Origin of the sequence: Deinococcus marmoris (assembly GCF_001949125.1) — a bacterium.
In the GTDB taxonomy this organism is placed as follows: domain Bacteria; phylum Deinococcota; class Deinococci; order Deinococcales; family Deinococcaceae; genus Deinococcus; species Deinococcus marmoris_A.
In genome coordinates this window covers 47,829-67,355 of the sequence record NZ_MSTI01000126.1, presented here as the reverse complement: position 1 = coordinate 67,355, position 19,527 = coordinate 47,829, and the positions used below count along the sequence as shown (strand labels likewise).

Sequence of the window (19,527 nt, the reverse complement as noted above, 5' to 3'; positions counted from 1 at the left end):
ACCTCCATCCCCTTTCTGATCACCGGAACACCAGTCCTGGCCAGACCCCCCGCCTCCCGTCCCGCGTTCCAGCGCTTTCCCCTCCCTTGGCCTGTTATCAGAGGTACGCCGTGACCCACTTCCAGCCTTCCAAACCCCTTTTGACCTCGGCCACACCACAGATCGCCCGCCAGCGGCCTGCGTTCCTGCTCCTGTTCGCCGTTCCCTGGGCGGCCATGCTCGGCCTGCTGGGGCTACACAGCCTGTTTCCAGCGGTGCTGGAGCGTTACGCCCTTGTGCCGCTGCTGCTGAGCGCCGTGCTGTTCGGGTTGCCGCATGGGGCGCTGGACCATCTGGTGCCGCTGCGACAGGGCTGGCGGCTGACGAGAAGATGGACCGGACTGGGACTGTTTCTGCTCGCTTATCTGGGTGTGGTGCTGCTGTATCTGGGCATCTGGACCGTGTGGCCGATGGTGGCGTACTGGGGGTTTCTGCTTACTTCGGTGCTGCACTGGGGACACGGCGATCTGGACTTTCTGGAGCGGCGACTGGGGCGCGCCCGGGCCTGGCACAGCGGCGTAACATTGCTGCTGCGTGGCAGCCTGCCCATCGTCGTTCCGTTTCTGGCTTTTCCCGACGCCTACGAACGGCTGGCGCGCGGCGCTGCACAGGCATTCCACGCGTCCCTTCCCGCCGGACCACTGTGGAGTGCCAGTTTTTCCCAGGGGCTGACCGTAATTTTCGTGACCGTGCTGCTGCTGTCGGCGGCAGATACCCTGCGCTGCGCCGCCAGTGACCGGGCCGCCGTGACGGAGCTGGCCGAGGTCGCGCTGCTGCTACTGGTGTTCACTCAGGTCCCCGCCGAGCTGTCCATTGGCCTGTATTTCACCATGTGGCACGCCTGGCGGCATCTGGGCCGATTGCTGGAACTCAACTCTAGGCCACTCAATTTACGGCCTGTGAGCCTGCGCGGCCTGCGGCGGCTGGCACTGGACCTGACGCCGATTACTCTGGCCGCGCTGCTGATGCTCGGTGGCCTATTCCTGTGGAGCGCGCCGCGCCTGCACAGCGCCGAAGATCTGACAGCACTCTACCTTGCCCTGATTGCCGCCCTGACCTTGCCCCATGCGCTGCTTGTTGGCGTGATGGACCGTACCTTCACCGATGTGCTGGAACGGTCCTATACGGACTGTGATTGAGAGGTGTTGAAAACATCTGGAAATCCGAGGGGGCGTCCAAGCGTCCTTATGGGCGCTGTTCTGGACAAGACAGCGAGAAGCAGAAATACGGGTTGCAGGCGTGAAGTGTAGAGATTGGAGCCGTCCTGATTTCTGGGGCGTTACAGACGGAATCCGTATCACTAGAGGTCGAGTGCCGCCCTGCCTGGCAGCCTGAAAGATGTTATGGATTCGGACGCAAAGTGAGCTGCCAGCCGCTTTTGAGGGTGGTTGCGGGAGGAGGACACAGCGTTTTCGCTTCTGAACATCGCATACATCTTGAGCGTCAGCATTCAGGACTCCGGGCGCACCACCTGACTATTGTGGTCAGGGCCATTTCTTTCATAGCGCCGCTCGCCGGGTTTCCAGGCGGCTTTGTCGTTGATTGAGTTGAGGGGGGATGTGGGAGCCACTCACCACTGCGGCTGTATTGATTGACCAACCGTGAAGGCAAAAAATGATTGTGCGGTACGCTTTTCACCCGTTCACTCTGCTAACTTGGCCCTGCGTCACCGGGGGTGCCTGTCCTTTTAGGGCGGGCTGAGAAACACCCCAACGAACCTGATCCGGGTCATACCGGCGGAGGGAGCGTGACCGGCCAGCCCCGAAGACTTCGGCGGTTGTCCCCGCTTCCCCTCGTGACGCGAGGGGTTTTTTTATGTTTAAGAACAGCATGCGTATCAACAGTATTTTGACAGCGGCTCTACTTCTGACGGGTGCGGCCAGTGCCCAGACCACCCTGACGGTGATCACCCACGATTCTTTCGATGTGGATAAGAAACTGGTGGCGTCCTTTGAAAGCGCGAACAACGCAAAGGTGCGTTTCGTGAAGGGCGGCGACGCCGGGGAACTTCTCAACCGCCTGATCCTGACCCGCCGTGCCCCGCTGGCCGACGTGGTGTACGGCCTGGACAACAGTCTGCTAGGGCGTGCCAAACAGTTTGACCTGCTCCAGCCCTACAAGTCACCCGAACTGGCGAAGGTTCCCGCCGCCTACCGTCTGGACGACGCGGGCCTGCTGAACACGGTGGATTACGGCTACGTGGCCCTCAACTATGACCGCGAGTATTTCCAGAAGGCGGGTCTGGCCCTGCCCAGATCACTGGATGACCTGAAAACGCCGCAGTACGCCAAGCTGACGGTGGTGGCGAGTCCGGCCACCAGCAGCCCCGGTCTGGCTTTCCTGCTCGCCACCGTCAACCACTACGGCGAGGCGGGCGCATGGGCGTGGTGGCGCGACGCCCGCCTGAATGGCCTCAAGGTCACGCGCGGCTGGAGCGACGCCTACAACAAGGAATTCTCGCGCAACGGGGGGCGCTATCCCATCGTGCTGTCGTATGCCAGCAGCCCTGCCGCCGAAGTTTTCTACGCCGACAACTACGACGCGAAGAAGCTGCCCGCCCAGGCCCCCACCGGCAATCTGTTCCTCCCCGGCAGCACCTGGCTGCAACTGGAGGGCGTGGGCATTCTGAAAGGGGCGAAGCAGCCTGCCCTGGCCCGCAAATTCGTGGACTTCATGCTGGGCAAAGGCGTGCAGGCCGACATCCCCACCCGCATGTGGATTTACCCCGCCGTGGGTGGCACGCCGCTCGATCCGGTCTTCAAGTTCGCCACCGAGCCGGAACTATCGCCTGTCAAGCCTGACCTGACGGCCAATCCACAGCGGCTGGTAGATGCCTGGGTCACGCAGGTCCTGCGGGCGCGGTAAGTAGCTTCCTCACCCGGCTCTCTCCACGTCACATGGAGAGAGCTTTTCGTTTTGACTCTCTGCCGGGGAGAGAATGCCATCCCATGCGGTGGGTCGGGGCTGCTTTACCGCCGCCCGCGCGCCCGCACCTTCTGCCCCGGCACCGTCGCCTGCTTGAATTCCTTGCCCTGCAACTTGGCCTCAATCGCCCGGATCTGATCGCGGAGGCTGGCGGCGCGCTCGAAGTCCATATCCTCGGATGCCTGCCACATGTCCAGTTCCAGATCGGTGAGCTGGGCAGTCAGCGCGTCACGGTCCCCCCCGACATTGGCGCTGCCAATTTCCTCGGGCTGTTCCTCGCCCCGGATCACGTTTCGCACGCCCTTGATAATCGTGGTGGGTGTGATGCCGTGTTCCACGTTGTAAGCGGTCTGCTTCTCGCGGCGGCGCGCGGTTTCGTCGATGGCACTCCGCATGGCGGGCGTCACCGAATCGCCGTACAGAATGACCTCGCCGTTCAGGTTGCGCGCCGCGCGGCCAATCGTCTGGATCAGGGCGCGTTCCGAGCGCAGGAAACCCGGTTTGTCGGCGTCCAGAATCGCCACCAGTGAGACTTCGGGCAAATCCAGGCCCTCGCGCAGCAGGTTAATGCCCACCAGCACGTCGTAATGGCCCAGCCGCAGGTCGCGGATGATGACCTGACGCTCTACCGAATCAATGTCAGAGTGCATGTACCGCGCCTTGACGCCCTTTTCCAGCATGTATTCGGTCAGGTCCTCGGACATGCGCTTGGTCAGGGTGGTGACCAGGGTGCGCTCGCCCACCGCCGTCTTCGCGCGGATGCGGCCCAGCAGATCGTCGATCTGGCCGGTGATCGGCTGCACCGACACGGGCGGATCAACCAGCCCGGTGGGACGGATGATCTGATCGGCGATGCTGTCGCTGATCTCGCGCTCGAATGGGCCGGGTGTGGCCGACACGTAGATGGTCTGCCCGGTCTTGGACATGAATTCCTCGGCGTTCAGGGGGCGGTTGTCCATTGCGCTGGGCAGGCGAAAGCCGTAGTCCACCAGCGTCTGTTTACGCGCCCGGTCTCCGTTCGCCATCCCGCCGATCTGCGGCACCGTTACGTGCGATTCGTCGATAAAGGTGATGAAGTCGTCCGGGAAGTAGTCCAGCATGGTGTACGGCGTCATGCCGGGCACGCGCCCGTCGATGTGGCGCGAGTAGTTCTCGATGCCGGAGCAGTAGCCCAGCACCTTGAGCATCTCCAGATCGTAGAGGGTGCGTTCCTTGATCCGTTGGGCCTCCAGCAGCTTGCCGGTGGATTTGAAGTATTCCAGGCGCTGCTCCAGCTCCTCCTGAATGGTCACGATGGCGCGCTCGATGTTGCCCGCACTGGACACGTAATGCTTGGCCGGGTAGACCACCGTGGCGTCCAGCTCGGCCAGCCGATCACCGGTCAGCGGATGCACCACGGCGATGCGCTCCACGTCGTCGCCCCACAGCTCGATTCGCAGCGGCTGCTCGTCGTAGGCGGGCCAGACCTCGATCATCTCGCCCTTGACCCGGAAACGGCCCGGCATCATCTCGATGTCGTTGCGCTCGTACTGCATGCCGATCAGTCGGCCCAGAATCTCGTCGCGGCCCACCGAATCGCCTTTCTTGAGAATCAGGTTCAGCGCCGTGTATTCCTTGGGATCGCCCAACCCGTAGATACAGGATACCGAAGCAACCACAATCGTGTCGCGCCGCGTCAGCAGGCTGCGGGTGGTGGAGTGGCGCAGGCGTTCGATTTCCTGATTGATCGCCGCGTCCTTCTCGATAAACAGATCCTTGCCCGGCACGTAGGCTTCGGGCTGGTAGTAATCGTAGTAGCTGATAAAGAATTCGACGGCGGCGTCGGGGAAGAACTCGCGGAACTCGGAGGCGAGCTGCGCGGTCAGGATCTTGTTGGGGGCCATGATCAGGGCGGGGCGGCCCGTCGCCTCGATGACTTTCGCCACAGAGTACGTTTTTCCTGTGCCCGTCGCTCCCAGCAGCGTCTGGTATCGCAGTCCCGATTCCAGACCGTCCACCAGGGAGCGAATGGCGGTTGGCTGATCGCCGGACGGCGTGAACTCGGATTTGATCTTGAGCATCGGGGGAGACCTCCAGGGAACAGTGAGAGCGGGCAGAGCGGCAGACGCCGAAGCGTTTCCTATAGTTTACGCCCCCAGCGTAAGAGGATGGTAGGCCAGATGGCGGATGGAGAGGGGGCTGCCCATACCCTCAGCTCATGACTTCGCCGAACGCCCGGCAATTCCTTATTGAGCGACTTCATCGGCAACTGAAAGCTGTCCCCCACATCCACGCCGTCTGGCTGGAAGGTGCTGACGCCGAGGGCAGAGCAGACGAATATTCAGATCTCGATCTGTGGCTGGACGTGGACTCCGGGCAGCAGGAGAAGGTGTTCACCGTGGTGCGAGAAGTCGTGGCAACCTTCGGTCCGATGGATGTAGAGGACGTCTACACCCATCCTCACCCACAGATCCAGCAGCGTTTTTACCGCTCGGTGGGACTGCCACCGTTCCTGTTCGTGGACGTGTGTATCCAGACGCACGGGCGAGAGGTTGTCTTTGGTCCGGCAGACGCTTTCCTGGCCCTCTTTGACCGGGACGGCGTTCTGAAACGCGGCGCAGCTCCCACCGTGCAGACCAAAGCCGAGGCCGAGGCGCTGATATCTCGTCGCTGGCGCTGGATTCTGGTGGAAAAGGAAGTGCGGCGCGGTCATCCGCTGGAGGCATTGGCGTCCTACCACGCTGAGGTTTTAGAGCCGCTCACCGAACTTCTGAGATTACGCTATGCACCGCACAAAATTGGCTACGGCCTGAAACACATTTACGCCGATCTGCCTGCCGAGGCCATGCATGAACTGGAGGGGCTGTACGCCCTGACGCAGCCCAACGAATTGCCCAGTGGCATGGAACGGGCTGGGCGCTGGATGGACGAACTGGCCTCAACTCTGACCTGAGCCAGCCCCCAGCATCTCCTCAGCCACCCCCAAAAAGGCACGCACCACCGGATTCTTGCCCTCGTCGCGCCGCCACACGGCCATGATGTCCACCAGTGGGGCGTCCTCCACGGGACGGTAGACCACGCCGGGCAGCGACAGGCGGTTAAAGAATTCGATGGGCAGAAAGACGCCCACACCCGCCGCCACCAGCGACAGCAGGGTGGGAATCTCGATGGCCTCCTGCACGACATTGGGGGTGAAGCCGGCCCCGGCACACCAGCGCATCACCTGATCGAAATAGGTGGCGCGCAACTGGCGTGGAAAGAACACGAAGGGTTCCGGGGCCAGATCGGAGATCTTCAGCCTGCGCTTGCGCGCCAGCGGGTGTCCGGCAGGCAGGGCCGCCACCAGCGGCTGCCGCCACAGCGCCCGTGAATCCAGATTGGCGGCGCGCACGGGCAGCAGCATCAGGCCCACGTCCAGCACAGCGCCACGCAGCCCTGCTTCCTGCTCCGGCGCGGTCAGTTCGCGCAGATCGACGCTCACGTTCGGGTACAGCTCGCGGAAGCGGCGCACGATTTCCGGCAGGCCGCCGAAGGCCAGACCGCTGACAAAACCCACGGTCAATCGGCCCACCTCGCCCCGTGCGGCGCGGCGGGCGCGTTCCACGGTCTGCCCGGCCAGCGCCAGCGTTTCGCGTGCGCCCACCAGGAATTCCTGCCCGGCGGGCGTGAGCTGCACGCGGCGGGTGGTTCGCAGCACCAGCGGCACGCCCACCTCTTCTTCCAGATTGCGGACGCTGTTGCTGAGGGCCTGCTGCACCACGAAGACACGTTCGGCGGCCCGCCCGAAGTGTTCCTCCTCGGCCAGCGCGACGAAATGGCGCAGGTGACGCAGTTCCATGTCTGCCCAGCTTGCCACACCGGGCGGGCGAAATGTCGCAAACCCCCTGGGAGCTGTCCGGGCTAGATCACGCCCAGCCGCTTTTCCTCCTCGTACAGCCGCTCGCCCACGAACTGCTTGAGCAACGTCTGGTACGGGATTTTCTTGATCTCGGCCACATGCTTGAGCCGCTGCTCGGTGTCGGTGTCCAGACGCAGGCTGGTAACGAAGGTGGCCCTGGGCTGGCGCGGCTGCCGGGGAGAGGGGCGGGGCTGACCGCCGCGCAAACGGGCGGCGAATGCCTGGGTCTCAGGGTCGTTCTTGCCCTCCTCGATCAGGCCAGGGCCGATGCTGTGTGTGTCCCAGAACTCGGCGGCCTCTTCCGTGGTCATGTCCTCTGGAATTTCCTCGCGTGAGTTCACAGGGGGCAAATGGTCATAATCAATTTCAACGGTTTCAGTCATTATTTTCCTCCTGTGCCGCGTAGGCCCGGCGTTCTTCAATACTGGCAGGACGGGCCGTCACAGTGCGGCTCCTTTCTCCTCTTTCTTCGAGAATGACGGCCAAAACCCGTTCCGCCTCTGTCGCACCCACAAAGGCATATCGTTTTTGATTGCGTGGCCCCCGGTGGGCGGTGCGAACCAGTGCAGCAGGATCGCCTACCATCTCCTCCACTTCGTCCGCCTCGACTTTGTGGCGGGCAATATGTTCCAGATTGGCAGCGTCCCAGTCAAAGTCCATCAGTGCTACTTGAGTATATACATTTGTGCCCTACGCTTCCAGCGCCAGCTTGTCCAGGTCGTTCAGCAGCGGCGTTCCTGCCGGATACTCGCCGTTGAAGCACGCCAGACACAGGCCGGGGCCGCCCACCGCCTCGCGGATGCCCCGTTCGCTGATGAAGGCCAGGGTGTCCGCGCCGATCAGTTGCCGGATTTCCTCCTGCGTGTGCGTGCTGGCCACCAGTTCCTTGCGGGCGGCGGTGTCGATGCCGTAAAAGCACGGGTGCGTGATCGGTGGGCTGGACACCCGGAAATGCACTTCCGTTGCGCCCGCGTCTCTCAGCAGATTGACGATCTGGCGGGAGGTGGTGCCGCGCACGATGGAGTCATCCACCAGAATCACCCGGCGGCCCGCGACGGCGCTGGTGGGCGAGAGTTTCATCTTGACCTTCAGCTCGCGCGCCTCCTGCGTGGGGGCGATAAAGGTGCGGCCTGCATACGGATTCTTGTACAGCCCGTAGTCGAAGGGAATCCCGCTCTGGCGCGCGTAGCCAATGGCCGCGCCGATGCCGCTGTCGGGCACCGGGACCACGATATCGGCCTCCACCGGAAATTCGCGGGCCAGTTGCTCGCCCATGCGGATGCGGCTGGCGTGGGTGTCTATGCCGTCCAGTTGGCTGTCGCTGCGGGCAAAGTAGATCCACTCGAAGGCGCAGGGCGTGGGCGCACGCGGCTCCACCATCAGGCTGTGCAGGCCGTCCCGGTCTACCCAGACCAGTTCGCCAGGCTGCACGTCGCGCAGCAGCCGTGCCCCCACCGCGTACAGGGCACAGGGTTCGCTGGCAATGGCATACGCGCCGTCGTCCCGCTGCCCGATCACCAGGGGCCGGACGCCGTGTGGGTCACGGAAACCGATCAGGGCGTGGCGGTTCATCAGGACGCAGGCGTAGCCGCCCTTGAGGCGTTTCATGGCGGCGGCGGTGGCCTCCACCAGATCCATGTGGCTCTCGCGGGCGATCAGGTTCAGCATCACCTCGGAGTCGTTGGTGGTCTGGAAGAGTGCGCCCTCCAGCAGCATCTCCTGACGAACCTCCAGCGCGTTCACGAAGTTGCCGTTGTGCGCCATGCCCAGAATACCCTTGTTGGTGCGGGTGGTCAGTGGCTGGGCGTTGAAGCGCAGGTTGCTGCCGGTGGTGCTGTAGCGCACATGCCCGATGCTGACGCGGGCATTGGGCAGCCGCACGCTGTCCAGGCGGCGCTCGTCGAAGACCTGCGTGACCAGACCCAGGTCCTTTTCCACATGGAATTTCTCGCCGTCACTGACGCACATGCCCGCCGCTTCCTGCCCCCGGTGTTGCAGGGCGAACATACCCAGGTAGGTCAGCCACGCCAGATCGTTGGGCACCGGGGAATACAGGCCGAAGACACCGCATTCCTCGCGCGGCTTGTCGGTGCCGAAGTCGTTCTCGGACAGGACCGCCAGCGAGCTTGGATCAGCAAGGGTCATCCCATAATCCCGATCAGCGGAGATTCGTAAGCCAGGGTCAGCGCCGTGAGGTTCACGCTCAAGTGTAGGCCGCGCGACGGGGCGGCAATGGTAAGCGCGTCGCCCCCGCTTTCGCCCAGGCGCACGAAGGGCACGCCAAGTTCACGCAGTTTGTTTTCGGTGGCATCGGCGTCCTGCACCGCCACCACGACGCGACTATGCGCCTCGCCGAACAGCAGGGCGTCGGTGCGGACTTCGGCGGGCACGTCCAGCGTCACGCTGAGGCCGATGCTCCCGGCCATTGCCATCTCGGCCAGGGCCACGGCCAGCCCACCCTCGGCGCAGTCGTGGGCGGTGTCGGTCAGGCCCGCGCGGATCAGGGCCAGCGTGCCGTCAATGACTTTCTGCTCCAGCCCCAGATCCAGCGGCGGTACGCGCCCGGCTTCCAGCCCATGCAGGCTTTCCAGGTACTGCGAGGCTCCAATGCTGTCGGCGTGTTCGCCCAGCAGGTACAGGATCTGACCTGCCGCTTTCAGCCCCAGCGTCGCCCGCTTGGAAATATCGGGCAGCACACCCACCATGCCAATCGTCGGGGTGGGGTGGATCGCCACGCGCTCGTCGCCCTGGGTGTACTGGTTGTACAGGCTGACGTTGCCGCCTGTGACTGGCGTGTTCAGCGCGCGGCAGGCGTCCGCGATGCCCTGCACAGACTGCTGGAGCTGGTAATACACCTCCGGGCGGTGTGGGTTACCAAAGTTGAGGTTGTCGGTGATCGCCAGCGGCGTGGCCCCCACGCAGGCCAGATTGCGCGCGGCCTCGGCGACGGCGGCGGCGGCCCCGATGTACGGATCAAGCTGCACGAAACGCGGGTTGCAATCCGATGTGGCCGCCACACCCATGCCCGAACCCTTGACGCGCATCACGGCGGCGTCGGCAGCACCGGGCACCACCACCGTATTGGTCATCACCTGATGGTCAAAGCGCTGGAAGATCGGGCGCTTGCTGGCAATCGTGGGGTGTGAGAGCAGTTCCAGCAGCACCGCGCCGCAGTCGCCGGGCTGAGGCACGCCGCTCAGATCACGTTCGCGGGCCGCTTTGATCTCTGGGGATTCCACGCCCTCGCGGGTGTATTTGGGGGCCTCGTTCAGCAGGGCGACGGGCAGGTCACAGACCACCTCGCCCTTCCAAGTCAGGCGGTAGTTGGTGTGCGATTCCACCTGCCCGATGTTGACCACGTCCAGTTCCCACTTGTCCAGCAGGTCATACAGCTCCTGCTCACGCCCCGGCACGGGGACCAGAATCATGCGCTCCTGCGATTCCGACAGACACAGTTCCATCGGCACCATGCCCGATTCGCGCGTCGGCACTTTATCCAGATCCATCGTGATGCCCAGCCCGGCGCGGTAGGCCATCTCGCAGGTGCTGGACACCAGACCCGCCGCCCCCATGTCCTGCACCCCGGCCACCACGCCGGATTCAATGGCTTCCAACGTCGCCTCCAGCAGCAGCTTTTCCATGAAGGGATCGCCCACCTGCACGGCGGGGCGGTCTGCCTGACTGGCATTGCTGAGATCGGCAGAGGCGAACACCGCGCCGCCCAGCCCGTCGCGCCCGGTCTTGGAACCGACGTAGATGATCTGGTTGCCCACCTCGCCCATCGTGCCCGTCGCCAGATCCTCGTGCCTCAGCAGACCCAAGGCCATCACGTTGACCAGGGGGTTTTCCTGATAGCTGGGGTGAAAGGTCACCTCGCCGCCCACGGTGGGCACGCCAATCGCGTTGCCGTAGTGGGCGATGCCCTCCACGACGCCGTTCACCAGAAAGCGGGTGCGGGGGCTGTCGGGGTTGCCGAAGCGCAGGCTGTCCAGCACGGCGAAGGGCCGCGCGCCCATCGCGAAGATGTCGCGCAGGATGCCGCCCACGCCCGTCGCCGCGCCCTGCACGGGTTCCACGGCGCTGGGGTGGTTGTGCGATTCCATCTTGAAGGCCACGCCCCAGCCCTCGCCGATGTCCACCACGCCCGCGTTCTCGCCCGGGCCTTGCAGGACTTGCGGCCCGGTGGTGGGAAAGGCGGAAAACAGTGGGCGCGAGTTCTTGTAGCCGCAGTGTTCAGACCACATCGCGCCCACGATGGCGGCCTCCAGCGCATTGGGTTCGCGGCCTATGCGCGAGACGAGCAAGTCGTATTCGTCGGTGGACAGGCCAAAGGTGGCGGCTTGTGGGCGGAGGGATTGGGGTTTGGGGGTGGGTTGGGTCATGGGTTCACCTTGGGAGGGCATTAGTTTCTGGCTGGATATTTGAGCTTGAGAAGTGTTGGGCTGACGATCTCAATTTCAACCACTTCCATAACTCGGTAGTGTTTTTGGAACCAATTTTTCAAGCCTTCGCCCTTGACGCTAATGCGAGCCGTGCCGTTGAGATTGGCCCGCCTGTTGACGTTGCCAGTGAATGTCACACTGGCATCTCCAGCGATGATCTTGATTTCGCCCTCGTCACTGCGGATCAACTGGTCATGCGCGCGAATAACATTAAAAAAGCCATTTTCGTAATAGGTTTTCTGCAATGTTAGCTTGAAGATCGCATTTTTTTGCGTCCAACCAAAAGTATCAGGCATCACGGCCTGAGCCACCGCATTAAGCTGATCGTCAAAACTGAGAAATTGAAGGGTCTGCGTTTCACGGATAACTAGGGCTGAGGCGAGATGAAGGGCATCCATAGCTCTGAGTCCTGCGTGGGCCTTAAGGAGCTGGCTGGCACGGATTGACACGGATGGAGCAACGGTGATTTGAGTCACGGACTGCCAATCCTGCTCAAAACTGTTGAAGTATTCCCAGAACTGCGGCTCACTGAGTTTTCCCTGATGAAAGTTACGGGCAAAAGCACTGGCAACTTCGGCAAAAGCAATCGCAGAACTCGCCACCTCATCGGCACTGTCCGCCAGAGCCATGACCTGCTGGCGCTTGGCTTCATCCTCGCGCAGATACAGTTTGGCAAGGGCGCTGGAGTCCACGTAAAGAACGCTCAAGGGAGCTGCCTGCCCCGGCCCTCAGCAATGATCTGCTCTACTGTCGGGCCACCCTCAATGGTCACAGCCTTGCCGCTGTATCGGAACTTTTTAGCTTTGCTGGGATCGTAGACAGGGGTTTCAGCCGATGCCTGTAAATGATTGAGCGTAGAGGGCTTATCTTCCAGCATCTCGGAAAACTCTACCTTCTCCCCAGTCAACCCCTCCAATGCTTTCATGAGTACCCCGACAGTCTTCAGATCAATCCGCTGAGCCGGGCGACGGGCCAGCGAATAAACTGTATTTGGCGCAACCCGCCCCTCCACTTCCTTGACCAGACGGTAAGCGGTAATGCCGTGCTGCTGCAAGTAGTTGCCGAGATTCAGCCGTAAAGTCATGCTATCAATTTACCATACTGCGAGAAGTTGGTAGTCACGGCTCAAGCCTTCTGCCCCAGCACCACTTGGCCCCGGTGATAGGCCACATGCCGCAGATGCAGCCCCACGGCGGCCAGGCGCGGGCGTTCGCCGTTCGGGGCACTGGGCGAGAAGGTCATGCCTTCCATATCGGCATCGCTGGCGTTTTGCAGGTAAGCCACCGCCTGCGCGCTCACCGTGTCCAGCCGCGCCAGAATGTCCGTTTTGGTGGCGTCCTCGTTCAGAGGAGCAGGCTCAGTTCCCAGTCCGGTGACCCAGACGGCGTCCTCCCAGCCCAGATAGTGGTAATTGGGCGTTTTGTCGCCCAGCACCGTCAGCCGCAGCCAGTCAGCAATGTGAAGCGCGTGCCACGCGGGGCTGTGGCCCAGGCGTGCGGTGGCAAACGATTCCGCTGGAATGCCGTCCAGGACAGTGCGGAAAGCAGAAAGCTCAATGCGGTAGTTGTCGGCCAGAAACTCCTGAAGACCCATCATTTGACCAGCGCTCCTTGCAGACTCTGAAAGACTCCTCGCCCGTCCTCGCCGCCCAGCAGTGCCTCCACAGCCCGCTCCGGGTGGGGCATCATGCCCAGCACGTTGCCGCGTTCGTTAACGATTCCGGCGATGTCGTTGAGGCTGCCGTTGGGGTTGTCCAGGTAACGGAAGACCACGCGGCCCTCGCCCTCCAGCCGCGCCACGGTTTCGGCGTCGGCGTAATAGTTGCCCTCGCCGTGCGCGATGGGGATTTCAATGGTCTGGCCCTGGCTATAGGCGGAGGTAAACGCCGTCGCAGTGTTTTCCACGCGCAGATGCACCGGCTTGCACGCGAAGTGCAGGTCACGATTGCGGCCCAGTGCGCCGGGCAATAGTCCGGCCTCGGTCAGCACCTGAAAGCCGTTGCACACGCCCAGCACGAAGCCACCGCGTTCGGCATGCGCTTTGACGGCCTCCATGATCGGGCTGCGGGCGGCAATTGCGCCGCTCCGTAGGTGATCGCCGTAGGAAAAGCCACCGGGAACGAAGACCAGTTCTGTGCCACTGGGCAAGCCTGCCTCGGTGTGCCACACGAACTGGGCGTCCGGGTCCAGGGTCAGGCGGGCGGCGTGCAGGGCGTCGCCGTCGCAGTTGGAGCCGGGAAATTGAATGACGGCAGTCTTCACAACAGATACCTCATACGTATTCCAATTGCACCACGGTGCGCTCGCTCACGGCGTTGCCCGTATTCAATGTGCTGGCTGGCTCAAACATCATGATCCAGGTTTCGTCCGTTTCCGCGATGGGCAGGTGTTCAACACCGCGCGGCACGACGATCAACTCGCCCTCGTTGACCACCGCCTCGCCGTCCCGAAATTTCAGTCGCAGTTGGCCACGAACCACCATGAACAGTTCGTCCTCCTGCTCGTGGGCGTGCCATTCAAACTCACCGGCAATGCGGGCGATTTTGACCTGTTGCCCGTTCAATTCCCCCACCACTTTCGGGGACCACTGATCGGTAAAGAGGCTGAACTTCTCCTGCAAATTCACCGTCTGTGGCAGGCTCACACTGGCTCCAGCGCCACTTCTTCCAATTCCCAGCGGGCGTCTTCCATGACGGGGTTGCTCAGGACGTTCCCGGCGATGTCGCGCAACTGGGCTTCCACATCGGCGTGTTCGCCGCTGAGACGCAGTTCTATAAATTTGCCCACGCGCACGCCGCTGACGTTGGCGTGTTCCAGATGCGACAGGGCGCGTTCCACCGTGCGCCCCTGCGGATCAAGAATGCTGGGCTTGAGGGTCACGTAAACGCGGGCATGGTAGTGGGGCATGGAGTCTCCTTCGGAGGGGTTAGAGGTTGATGGTGAAAAGGTGATGGAGCGGCTTTTTCTATTAACCATCAACTTTCAACCATCAACAGGCGCAGTCACGCGCCGCAGCATCTCCGCATACGCGTCCTCAACGCCGCCCAGATCACGCCGGAAGCGGTCCTTGTCCATCTTCTCGCCCGTCTCGGCGTCCCAGAAACGGCAGGTGTCGGGACTGATCTCATCGGCCAGGATCACGGTTCCGTCGGGCAGTTTGCCGAATTCCAGCTTGAAATCAATGAGTTTCACGCCGCGTTCCAGAAAAAACGGGGTCAGAAAGTCGCGCACGTTCAGGGCCAGCTCGCGCACACGCGTCAGCTCGGTTTCGGTGGCCCAGTCCAGCGCAATGGCCGTGTCGGTGTTGACCAGTGGATCGCCCAGCGCGTCGGATTTGTAGCAGTACTCCACGACGGGACGGGACAGCGCCGTGCCTTCCTCCAGACCCAGTTTCTTGGCAAAACTGCCCGCCGCGACGTTCCGCACGATCACTTCCACCGGAATGATGGTTACGGCCTTCACGCGCTGCTCGGTGTCGGACAGCTTTTCAATGAAATGGGTGGGAATACCCGCCGCCTCCAGTTTGGGGTACAGGTGGGCGGTGATGGCGTTGTTGGTGGCCCCCTTGCCCGCCCACTCGCCGCGTTTCTGGGCGTTGAAGGCGGTGGCCTCGTCCTTGTATTCCACGATGTACTCGGCAGGATTGGAGGAGGCGTACACGCGCTTGGCCTTGCCCTCGTACTTCAGTTCGCCTCTGTGTATATGGGTATGGGGTATATGGGCATGGGTCATCTGTTCGCCTCTAGAAAGAAGAGTAGAAAGAGCGTCCCCCGCAGTATTTCGGGAGGGCGCTCGGCAGTCGCGGCACTTGGCATGTCTTTGCTCCATCTCCGCCTCTCTGGACGGACTTCAGCGGCCCTTTTGGGGGCCGGGGCGTCTCACGGGACGCGTTTAGAGGGTTGAGTGTGCCGCCAGAGACTGGAGGCCAGCGCACAGCGTAACACCCCCGGCTGCGCCACACGCGGGGATGTTCAGGCGAGTCGGACGGATCACCAGATTACGTTTTGAGGGTCAGATTCAGTGGCTGTGGCTGGCCCCGCCGCCGCGCTTGCCCGCGACTTCCTCACGGACCTCGGCCACCAGGAAGGTGCAGGCTTCGGCGCAGGGAATCGCGCCTGGAACGCCATCAAAGAAGGTCTGGGGCAACTTTTCCCCGGCCCACAGTCGGGTTCGCAGGCAGCCGCCGCACACGTCCGCCGCCACCTCTTCCAGTTGCTCGGGGGTGGCCTTCTGCACGCGGGCGTAGATGCCGGTCTGCCTGCGGGCGGTGGTGGCCCAGGGGGTGGGGCGCAGGGTGTGGCAGCTCTGGGCGTAGGTTTCTTCAATCACGGCGGGATACAGGTACTGCACGGCGCGGACCAGATCAGCCTCGCCCATCACGGCCCGCCAGCCGCGCGGCATGTTGCGGAGGGTATGCACCGGGCGGTGGTGGCCGCCCTCGTCGCGGCGGGTGAAATCGCGCACGCCCTCGGGGGTGACCAAGGTCTGCAACTCGTGACCGGGTTTGCCCTCGTCCAGCGCGTGGCGCAGTTCAAACATGCCGCTCTCGGGCTGCACCAGTACCTCGCCGAAGCGCAGGCCCTGGCGGGCGCGGTCCATAAATGCGCTCCAGGCCGCGCCGTGGACACGTTCGGTATCGCCGTCGCTGGTGCTGGCCCCCGCCGCTTCCTCGGCCAGATGCAGGATCACGTCGGCCACCGCGCTGTGGGTGCCCACCGGCTTGGCGTAATACACCGTCTGCTGGCCGTGGGGGTTGTCGGTAAACGTCGTGACGGCTCCCTCCAGCCCCATGTCCTCGGGAATGGTTTCCAGCGTGTGCCAGCCCTCGGAGGCGAAGAACGGCACCACCACCACGCGGGGGGCCTTGACCATCTCAGGCCACGTTCCCACCTTGGGGTCCTCGTCCAGAAACAGGGCGTGGACAGACGCGAATTGACCGGACTGGCGCAGCACCTCGGCGTTCTGGTACACGATCTTGTTGCTGTTCTCGTTGCGCGTGGTGCCGTGGCCCAGCACGATCAGCGCGGTGTCTTCCGGGCTGGAATCCGGCAGGGCTTCATGGGCGCGGGCCAGGATCACGTCCGACATGCTGGGATGCACGCCATAGGGCAGGGTGTAACGCACGGTGCGTCCGCCCAGCACGCGCGCCACGCCTTCGGGCGGCACCGGTCCCTGGTGGCCCAGGCCCATTTCACGCGGAATGACCGTCTCGGTGAAATAGCCCTCGGAGATGAACATGGGAATCACCGTGACATCCGTGCTGGCCGTGGTTTTCAGCACCTGCCGCAGGGAGGGTTCTTCCTTCCAGTAGCCCTCCACCACCTCGTCGTAGAGGCCGCGAGCGCGAATCATCTCGGCGTAGCGGTAGACCGCCGCCGCCGATTCGCCGTTGAGGTGGGAGCCGTGACCGATCAGAACCAGAGAACGCATAGCACGCACTGTAACGCCGCATGGGGCGCAGAAATGTCCCGCTTGTTGCTGGATAGACCCTGCCGGAGATAAGTGAGCCTGAAGTCGGCCCTCATGCCGGGCAACTCCCCAGCGTCTAGCGTAAGAGGCGACACAAAGTCAGCTCACTTCAGGAGGTTCTCTATGTTTTTTGACCAGAAAGACCGTCACGAGCAAATGGCTAAACTTGATCCCCGCGACACCGATGGCGACGGCACCGTCAGCCCGCAGGAAGCCGCTGCGTACATCCAGGACTACATGAAGAACGCTTCCCCGGAGGAGCGTCAGCAGATCCTGAAGGACTACATCGGCGGCATGTCGCCGCAGGACCGCCAGCAGATGGGCGACGCGATAGTGCAGAGCAGCGCCAATCCCGTCCAGAAGGTCAATTCTGAGGACCCCAACGATCTGGCCGACGCCTATGCGCGCACCGCCCAGGCCCCAGCACAGGATGGCAAAAGCCCGCTGGAAGCCGCGTTCGGCGCGGGTGGCCTGCTGAGCAATCCGATGGTCAAGGCTGGTCTGGTGGGTCTGGCCGGAGTGATCGGCAGCAAGTTGCTGCGTGGCCGAAACTAAGCTCTGGCTTATTGAAGACCCCACCGTTGCGTGGGGTTTTTTGCTGTTCATTCCAGTACCACCCCAACCTCTGTCCGCAACCGCTCAATGATGGCGCGGCGCACCTCGGCGGGTACAGTGACTTTGCGCCACTCAAACGGTTCCCCAAAAGTTGGATCGTCAAAGACCATGCCGCCGAAGTGAACGGGCTGGGCGTAACGCGGCGTGATGTGCCAGTGGACGTGCGGGTTGGGCTGACCATCTTTGAATGGCGGGTCCGGCTCGGCTTCCCGGTAAGCCCAGTTGCGCTGATAGGCCATGTTGATCAGGGCCGCCCCAAACGCCCGCTCCAGCGCAGGTTCCAGCGCCGCAATGACGGTCTGAAACTCCAGCCACTCGGCTGGAGTCAGGTCCGCCATGCGGGGAACGTGGCGGCGGGTTGCCAGCAGGACATTCCCCAACCCGCACTGCGCGGGATGCAGCACCACCTTCCAGCCGTCCGTGAAAAAGACGATGTCCGGGTCATGCTGGGGTGGCGTACAGGTGATGCATTCGGGGTTGAGCCGTGCCACAGACGCGACAGCCAGCGCCCGGAACAGTGGCTTAGCGCCCCCCATAGTTCGGTGCTTCCTTTGTAATGGTGACGCCGTGCGGGTGGCTTTCAATCAGGCTGGCCCCGGTGATCCGCACGAACTGGGCGTGATCGCGCAGGGCCTGCAAATCCGGTGCGCCGCAGTAGCCCATGCTGCTCTTGAGGCCGCCCACGAACTGATAGATGACCTCGCCCGCCGTCCCCCGGTAGGCGATGATGCCCTCAATGCCCTCGGGGACGAACTTGCGGCTGCCGCTTTGGAAGTAGCGGTCACTGCTGCCCTGGTCCATCGCGCCCAGGCTGCCCATGCCCCGGTAGCTCTTGTAGCGCCGCCCGTCGCGCAGGATGGACTCGCCGGGGGCCTCGTCGGTCCCGGCCAGCATGCTGCCCATCATGACCACGCTTGCGCCCGCCGCTATTGCTTTGGGCACGTCCCCGGTCTGCTTGATGCCGCCGTCTGCAATGACGGGAATCCCGGCTTCCATCGCGGCGGCACTGGCCTCGAAAATGGCGGTGATCTGGGGAACGCCGACACCCGTGACGATGCGGGTGGTGCAGATCGACCCAGGTCCTATGCCGACCTTAACCGCGTCTGCGCCAGCTAAAATCAGGTCTCTGGTCCCGGAGCGCGTGGCAACATTGCCCGCGATCACGTCCACATCAAACTGCTCTTTCACCCGCGACAGTGCGTTCAGGATGCCCTGACTGTGGCCGTGGGCGCTGTCCAGCACCAGAATGTCTACTCCGGCGGCCACCAGCGCCGCGCTCCGGTCCATCAGGTCCGCGCTGACGCCGATGGCCGCCGCGACGCGCAACCGGCCCAGATCGTCCTTTGCGGCGTTGGGGTACTTGACGCGCTTGGTCAGGTCCTTGATGGTGATCAGGCCGCGCAGCATGTTGTCGCCGTCCACCACCAGCAGCTTTTCAATGCGGTGGCGTTTGAAGATCTCCTGCGCCTGCTCCAGCGTGGTGCCCACGGGAACGGTAATCAGGCCCTCGCGGGTCATCACGTCCTGGATGGGAGTGGACAGGTCATCGATAAAGCGCATGTCGCGGTTGGTGATGATGCCCAGCAACTTCCCTGCCGGATCGGTGATCGGCACGCCGCTGATGCGGTACTCGCCCATCATGCGGTCTGCCTCTCCCACGGTGGCGTGAGGGGGCAGCGTGATGGGATCGACGATCATGCCGCTCTCGGAACGCTTGACCTTGCGGACCATTTCCGCCTGCGCGTCGATGTCCATATTCTTGTGGATCACGCCGATGCCGCCCTCGCGGGCCATCGCCACGGCCATGCCCATTTCGGTCACGGTGTCCATCGCCGCGCTGACAAAGGGGATGTTCAGGCGCACGCGGCGGGTCAATTGCGCCGACACGTCCACCTCGTGCGGCAGCACCGTGGAATGGCGCGGCTGGAGCAGCACGTCGTCGAAGGTGATGCCCTCCTGGCTGAACTTGTAGGCGAAACGGTCTTGCTGTTCGTCCTGATGGTCGGCGGCGGCAAAAGCCGGGGCATCCGGGGCAGAAGTGGGCGCACTCATGCTTTAGAAGTGTAAGCACTTTGGATATGGCGTGCAGTGTTAGGGTCTACATGACCGGGGGAAGATGCAGCGATTTGCGGGTGGATTTCCGTGAGTCAGGGGGAACGAT

20 protein-coding genes and 1 riboswitch are annotated in these 19,527 nt (G+C 63.0%); of the genes, 4 read left to right on the top strand and 16 right to left on the bottom strand.

Annotated elements, in window-relative coordinates:
* Nucleotides 1-110 precede the first annotated feature (110 nt).
* Nucleotides 111-1,178 (top strand): Brp/Blh family beta-carotene 15,15'-dioxygenase, encoded by a 1,068-nt coding sequence (locus BOO71_RS18420; RefSeq protein ID WP_075834819.1) that lies wholly within the window; start codon nt 111-113, stop codon nt 1,176-1,178.
* Nucleotides 1,179-1,700: 522 nt separating this feature from the next.
* A riboswitch (TPP riboswitch) is annotated at nt 1,701-1,802 on the top strand.
* 52 nt (nt 1,803-1,854) lie between these two features.
* Nucleotides 1,855-2,904, top strand: coding sequence for a thiamine ABC transporter substrate-binding protein (locus BOO71_RS18415; protein ID WP_175607474.1), 1,050 nt, complete (start codon nt 1,855-1,857; stop codon nt 2,902-2,904).
* A 104-nt stretch (nt 2,905-3,008) separates the two neighbouring features.
* Here BOO71_RS18415 and uvrB read toward each other — a convergent pair whose 3' ends face one another.
* A complete protein-coding gene (gene uvrB, locus BOO71_RS18410) occupies nt 3,009-5,024 on the bottom strand; it encodes an excinuclease ABC subunit UvrB (RefSeq protein ID WP_075834817.1) in 2,016 nt (671 codons plus the stop codon).
* Between the two features lie 137 nt (nt 5,025-5,161).
* On the opposite strand from uvrB, the gene BOO71_RS18405 reads away from it, so the two are divergent.
* The gene (locus tag BOO71_RS18405) at nt 5,162-5,896 is read left to right on the top strand and encodes a hypothetical protein (protein ID WP_075834815.1); all 735 of its coding nucleotides are present in this window, start codon (nt 5,162-5,164) and stop codon (nt 5,894-5,896) included.
* On the opposite strand, the gene BOO71_RS18400 is transcribed toward BOO71_RS18405, so the two are convergent.
* The 13 genes from BOO71_RS18400 to BOO71_RS18340 all read right to left on the bottom strand — a co-directional run bounded on the left by BOO71_RS18400 (nt 5,882) and on the right by BOO71_RS18340 (nt 16,721).
* The gene (locus tag BOO71_RS18400) at nt 5,882-6,781 is read right to left on the bottom strand and encodes a LysR family transcriptional regulator (RefSeq protein WP_075834813.1); all 900 of its coding nucleotides are present in this window, start codon (nt 6,779-6,781) and stop codon (nt 5,882-5,884) included. The two genes, BOO71_RS18405 and BOO71_RS18400, sit on opposite strands and share 15 nt — an antisense overlap.
* A 62-nt stretch (nt 6,782-6,843) precedes the next feature.
* Nucleotides 6,844-7,224: a hypothetical protein gene (locus BOO71_RS18395; protein ID WP_075834811.1), complete on the bottom strand. Its 381-nt coding sequence runs from the start codon at nt 7,222-7,224 to the stop codon at nt 6,844-6,846.
* On the bottom strand, nt 7,217-7,501 hold the full coding sequence (locus BOO71_RS18390; protein WP_075834810.1) for a BrnT family toxin: 285 nt from the start codon (nt 7,499-7,501) through the stop codon (nt 7,217-7,219). Before BOO71_RS18390 ends, BOO71_RS18395 begins: the two co-directional genes overlap by 8 nt.
* A gap of 30 nt (nt 7,502-7,531) precedes the next feature.
* A complete protein-coding gene (gene purF / locus BOO71_RS18385; protein WP_075834808.1) occupies nt 7,532-8,986 on the bottom strand; it encodes an amidophosphoribosyltransferase in 1,455 nt (484 codons plus the stop codon).
* Complete coding sequence (purL, locus tag BOO71_RS18380; RefSeq protein ID WP_075834807.1) at nt 8,983-11,223, bottom strand: phosphoribosylformylglycinamidine synthase subunit PurL; 2,241 nt, start codon at nt 11,221-11,223, stop codon at nt 8,983-8,985. The genes purF and purL overlap by 4 nt, the downstream gene beginning before the upstream one ends.
* A gap of 20 nt (nt 11,224-11,243) precedes the next feature.
* A complete protein-coding gene (locus tag BOO71_RS18375) occupies nt 11,244-11,990 on the bottom strand; it encodes a type II toxin-antitoxin system VapC family toxin (RefSeq protein ID WP_075834805.1) in 747 nt (248 codons plus the stop codon).
* The gene (locus tag BOO71_RS18370; protein ID WP_075834804.1) at nt 11,987-12,367 is read right to left on the bottom strand and encodes a hypothetical protein; all 381 of its coding nucleotides are present in this window, start codon (nt 12,365-12,367) and stop codon (nt 11,987-11,989) included. Before BOO71_RS18370 ends, BOO71_RS18375 begins: the two co-directional genes overlap by 4 nt.
* A gap of 41 nt (nt 12,368-12,408) precedes the next feature.
* A complete protein-coding gene (locus BOO71_RS18365; protein ID WP_075834802.1) occupies nt 12,409-12,879 on the bottom strand; it encodes a DinB family protein in 471 nt (156 codons plus the stop codon).
* The gene (purQ, locus tag BOO71_RS18360; RefSeq protein WP_075834800.1) at nt 12,876-13,544 is read right to left on the bottom strand and encodes a phosphoribosylformylglycinamidine synthase subunit PurQ; all 669 of its coding nucleotides are present in this window, start codon (nt 13,542-13,544) and stop codon (nt 12,876-12,878) included. The genes BOO71_RS18365 and purQ overlap by 4 nt, the downstream gene beginning before the upstream one ends.
* Nucleotides 13,545-13,554: 10 nt before the next feature.
* The gene (locus tag BOO71_RS18355; RefSeq protein ID WP_075834799.1) at nt 13,555-13,926 is read right to left on the bottom strand and encodes a cupin domain-containing protein; all 372 of its coding nucleotides are present in this window, start codon (nt 13,924-13,926) and stop codon (nt 13,555-13,557) included.
* Complete coding sequence (gene purS, locus BOO71_RS18350) at nt 13,923-14,189, bottom strand: phosphoribosylformylglycinamidine synthase subunit PurS (protein ID WP_075834797.1); 267 nt, start codon at nt 14,187-14,189, stop codon at nt 13,923-13,925. The genes BOO71_RS18355 and purS overlap by 4 nt, the downstream gene beginning before the upstream one ends.
* Before the next feature lie 75 nt (nt 14,190-14,264).
* Nucleotides 14,265-15,014 carry a phosphoribosylaminoimidazolesuccinocarboxamide synthase gene (gene purC / locus BOO71_RS18345; protein WP_075834795.1) on the bottom strand — a complete coding sequence of 250 codons (750 nt, stop codon included), beginning with the start codon at nt 15,012-15,014 and terminating at the stop codon, nt 14,265-14,267.
* Between the two features lie 285 nt (nt 15,015-15,299).
* Nucleotides 15,300-16,721: a DR2241 family protein gene (locus tag BOO71_RS18340; protein WP_303046740.1), complete on the bottom strand. Its 1,422-nt coding sequence runs from the start codon at nt 16,719-16,721 to the stop codon at nt 15,300-15,302.
* Between the two features lie 153 nt (nt 16,722-16,874).
* On the opposite strand from BOO71_RS18340, the gene BOO71_RS18335 reads away from it, so the two are divergent.
* Nucleotides 16,875-17,306 (top strand): hypothetical protein, encoded by a 432-nt coding sequence (locus BOO71_RS18335; protein ID WP_075834791.1) that lies wholly within the window; start codon nt 16,875-16,877, stop codon nt 17,304-17,306.
* Between the two features lie 47 nt (nt 17,307-17,353).
* Here BOO71_RS18335 and BOO71_RS18330 read toward each other — a convergent pair whose 3' ends face one another.
* Nucleotides 17,354-17,902, bottom strand: a complete 549-nt coding sequence (locus BOO71_RS18330) for an HIT family protein (RefSeq protein ID WP_075834788.1) — start codon at nt 17,900-17,902, stop codon at nt 17,354-17,356.
* Complete coding sequence (gene guaB / locus BOO71_RS18325) at nt 17,889-19,418, bottom strand: IMP dehydrogenase (protein ID WP_075834786.1); 1,530 nt, start codon at nt 19,416-19,418, stop codon at nt 17,889-17,891. Before guaB ends, BOO71_RS18330 begins: the two co-directional genes overlap by 14 nt.
* Nucleotides 19,419-19,527 lie beyond the last annotated feature (109 nt).

Bases quoted from the DNA above. Each gene is read 5' to 3' on its own strand.
- BOO71_RS18415 (WP_175607474.1), top strand. From the start codon at position 1,855: ATGTTTAAGAACAGCATGCGTATCAACAGTATTTTGACAGCGGCTCTA.
- uvrB (WP_075834817.1), bottom strand. From the start codon at position 5,024: ATGCTCAAGATCAAATCCGAGTTCACGCCGTCCGGCGATCAGCCAACC.
- BOO71_RS18405 (WP_075834815.1), top strand. From the start codon at position 5,162: ATGACTTCGCCGAACGCCCGGCAATTCCTTATTGAGCGACTTCATCGG.
- BOO71_RS18400 (WP_075834813.1), bottom strand. From the start codon at position 6,781: ATGGAACTGCGTCACCTGCGCCATTTCGTCGCGCTGGCCGAGGAGGAA.
- BOO71_RS18395 (WP_075834811.1), bottom strand. From the start codon at position 7,224: ATGACTGAAACCGTTGAAATTGATTATGACCATTTGCCCCCTGTGAAC.
- BOO71_RS18390 (WP_075834810.1), bottom strand. From the start codon at position 7,501: ATGGACTTTGACTGGGACGCTGCCAATCTGGAACATATTGCCCGCCAC.
- purF (WP_075834808.1), bottom strand. From the start codon at position 8,986: ATGACCCTTGCTGATCCAAGCTCGCTGGCGGTCCTGTCCGAGAACGAC.
- purL (WP_075834807.1), bottom strand. From the start codon at position 11,223: ATGACCCAACCCACCCCCAAACCCCAATCCCTCCGCCCACAAGCCGCC.
- BOO71_RS18370 (WP_075834804.1), bottom strand. From the start codon at position 12,367: ATGACTTTACGGCTGAATCTCGGCAACTACTTGCAGCAGCACGGCATT.
- BOO71_RS18365 (WP_075834802.1), bottom strand. From the start codon at position 12,879: ATGATGGGTCTTCAGGAGTTTCTGGCCGACAACTACCGCATTGAGCTT.
- purS (WP_075834797.1), bottom strand. From the start codon at position 14,189: ATGCCCCACTACCATGCCCGCGTTTACGTGACCCTCAAGCCCAGCATT.
- purC (WP_075834795.1), bottom strand. From the start codon at position 15,014: ATGACCCATGCCCATATACCCCATACCCATATACACAGAGGCGAACTG.
- BOO71_RS18335 (WP_075834791.1), top strand. From the start codon at position 16,875: ATGTTTTTTGACCAGAAAGACCGTCACGAGCAAATGGCTAAACTTGAT.
- BOO71_RS18330 (WP_075834788.1), bottom strand. From the start codon at position 17,902: ATGGGGGGCGCTAAGCCACTGTTCCGGGCGCTGGCTGTCGCGTCTGTG.
- guaB (WP_075834786.1), bottom strand. From the start codon at position 19,418: ATGAGTGCGCCCACTTCTGCCCCGGATGCCCCGGCTTTTGCCGCCGCC.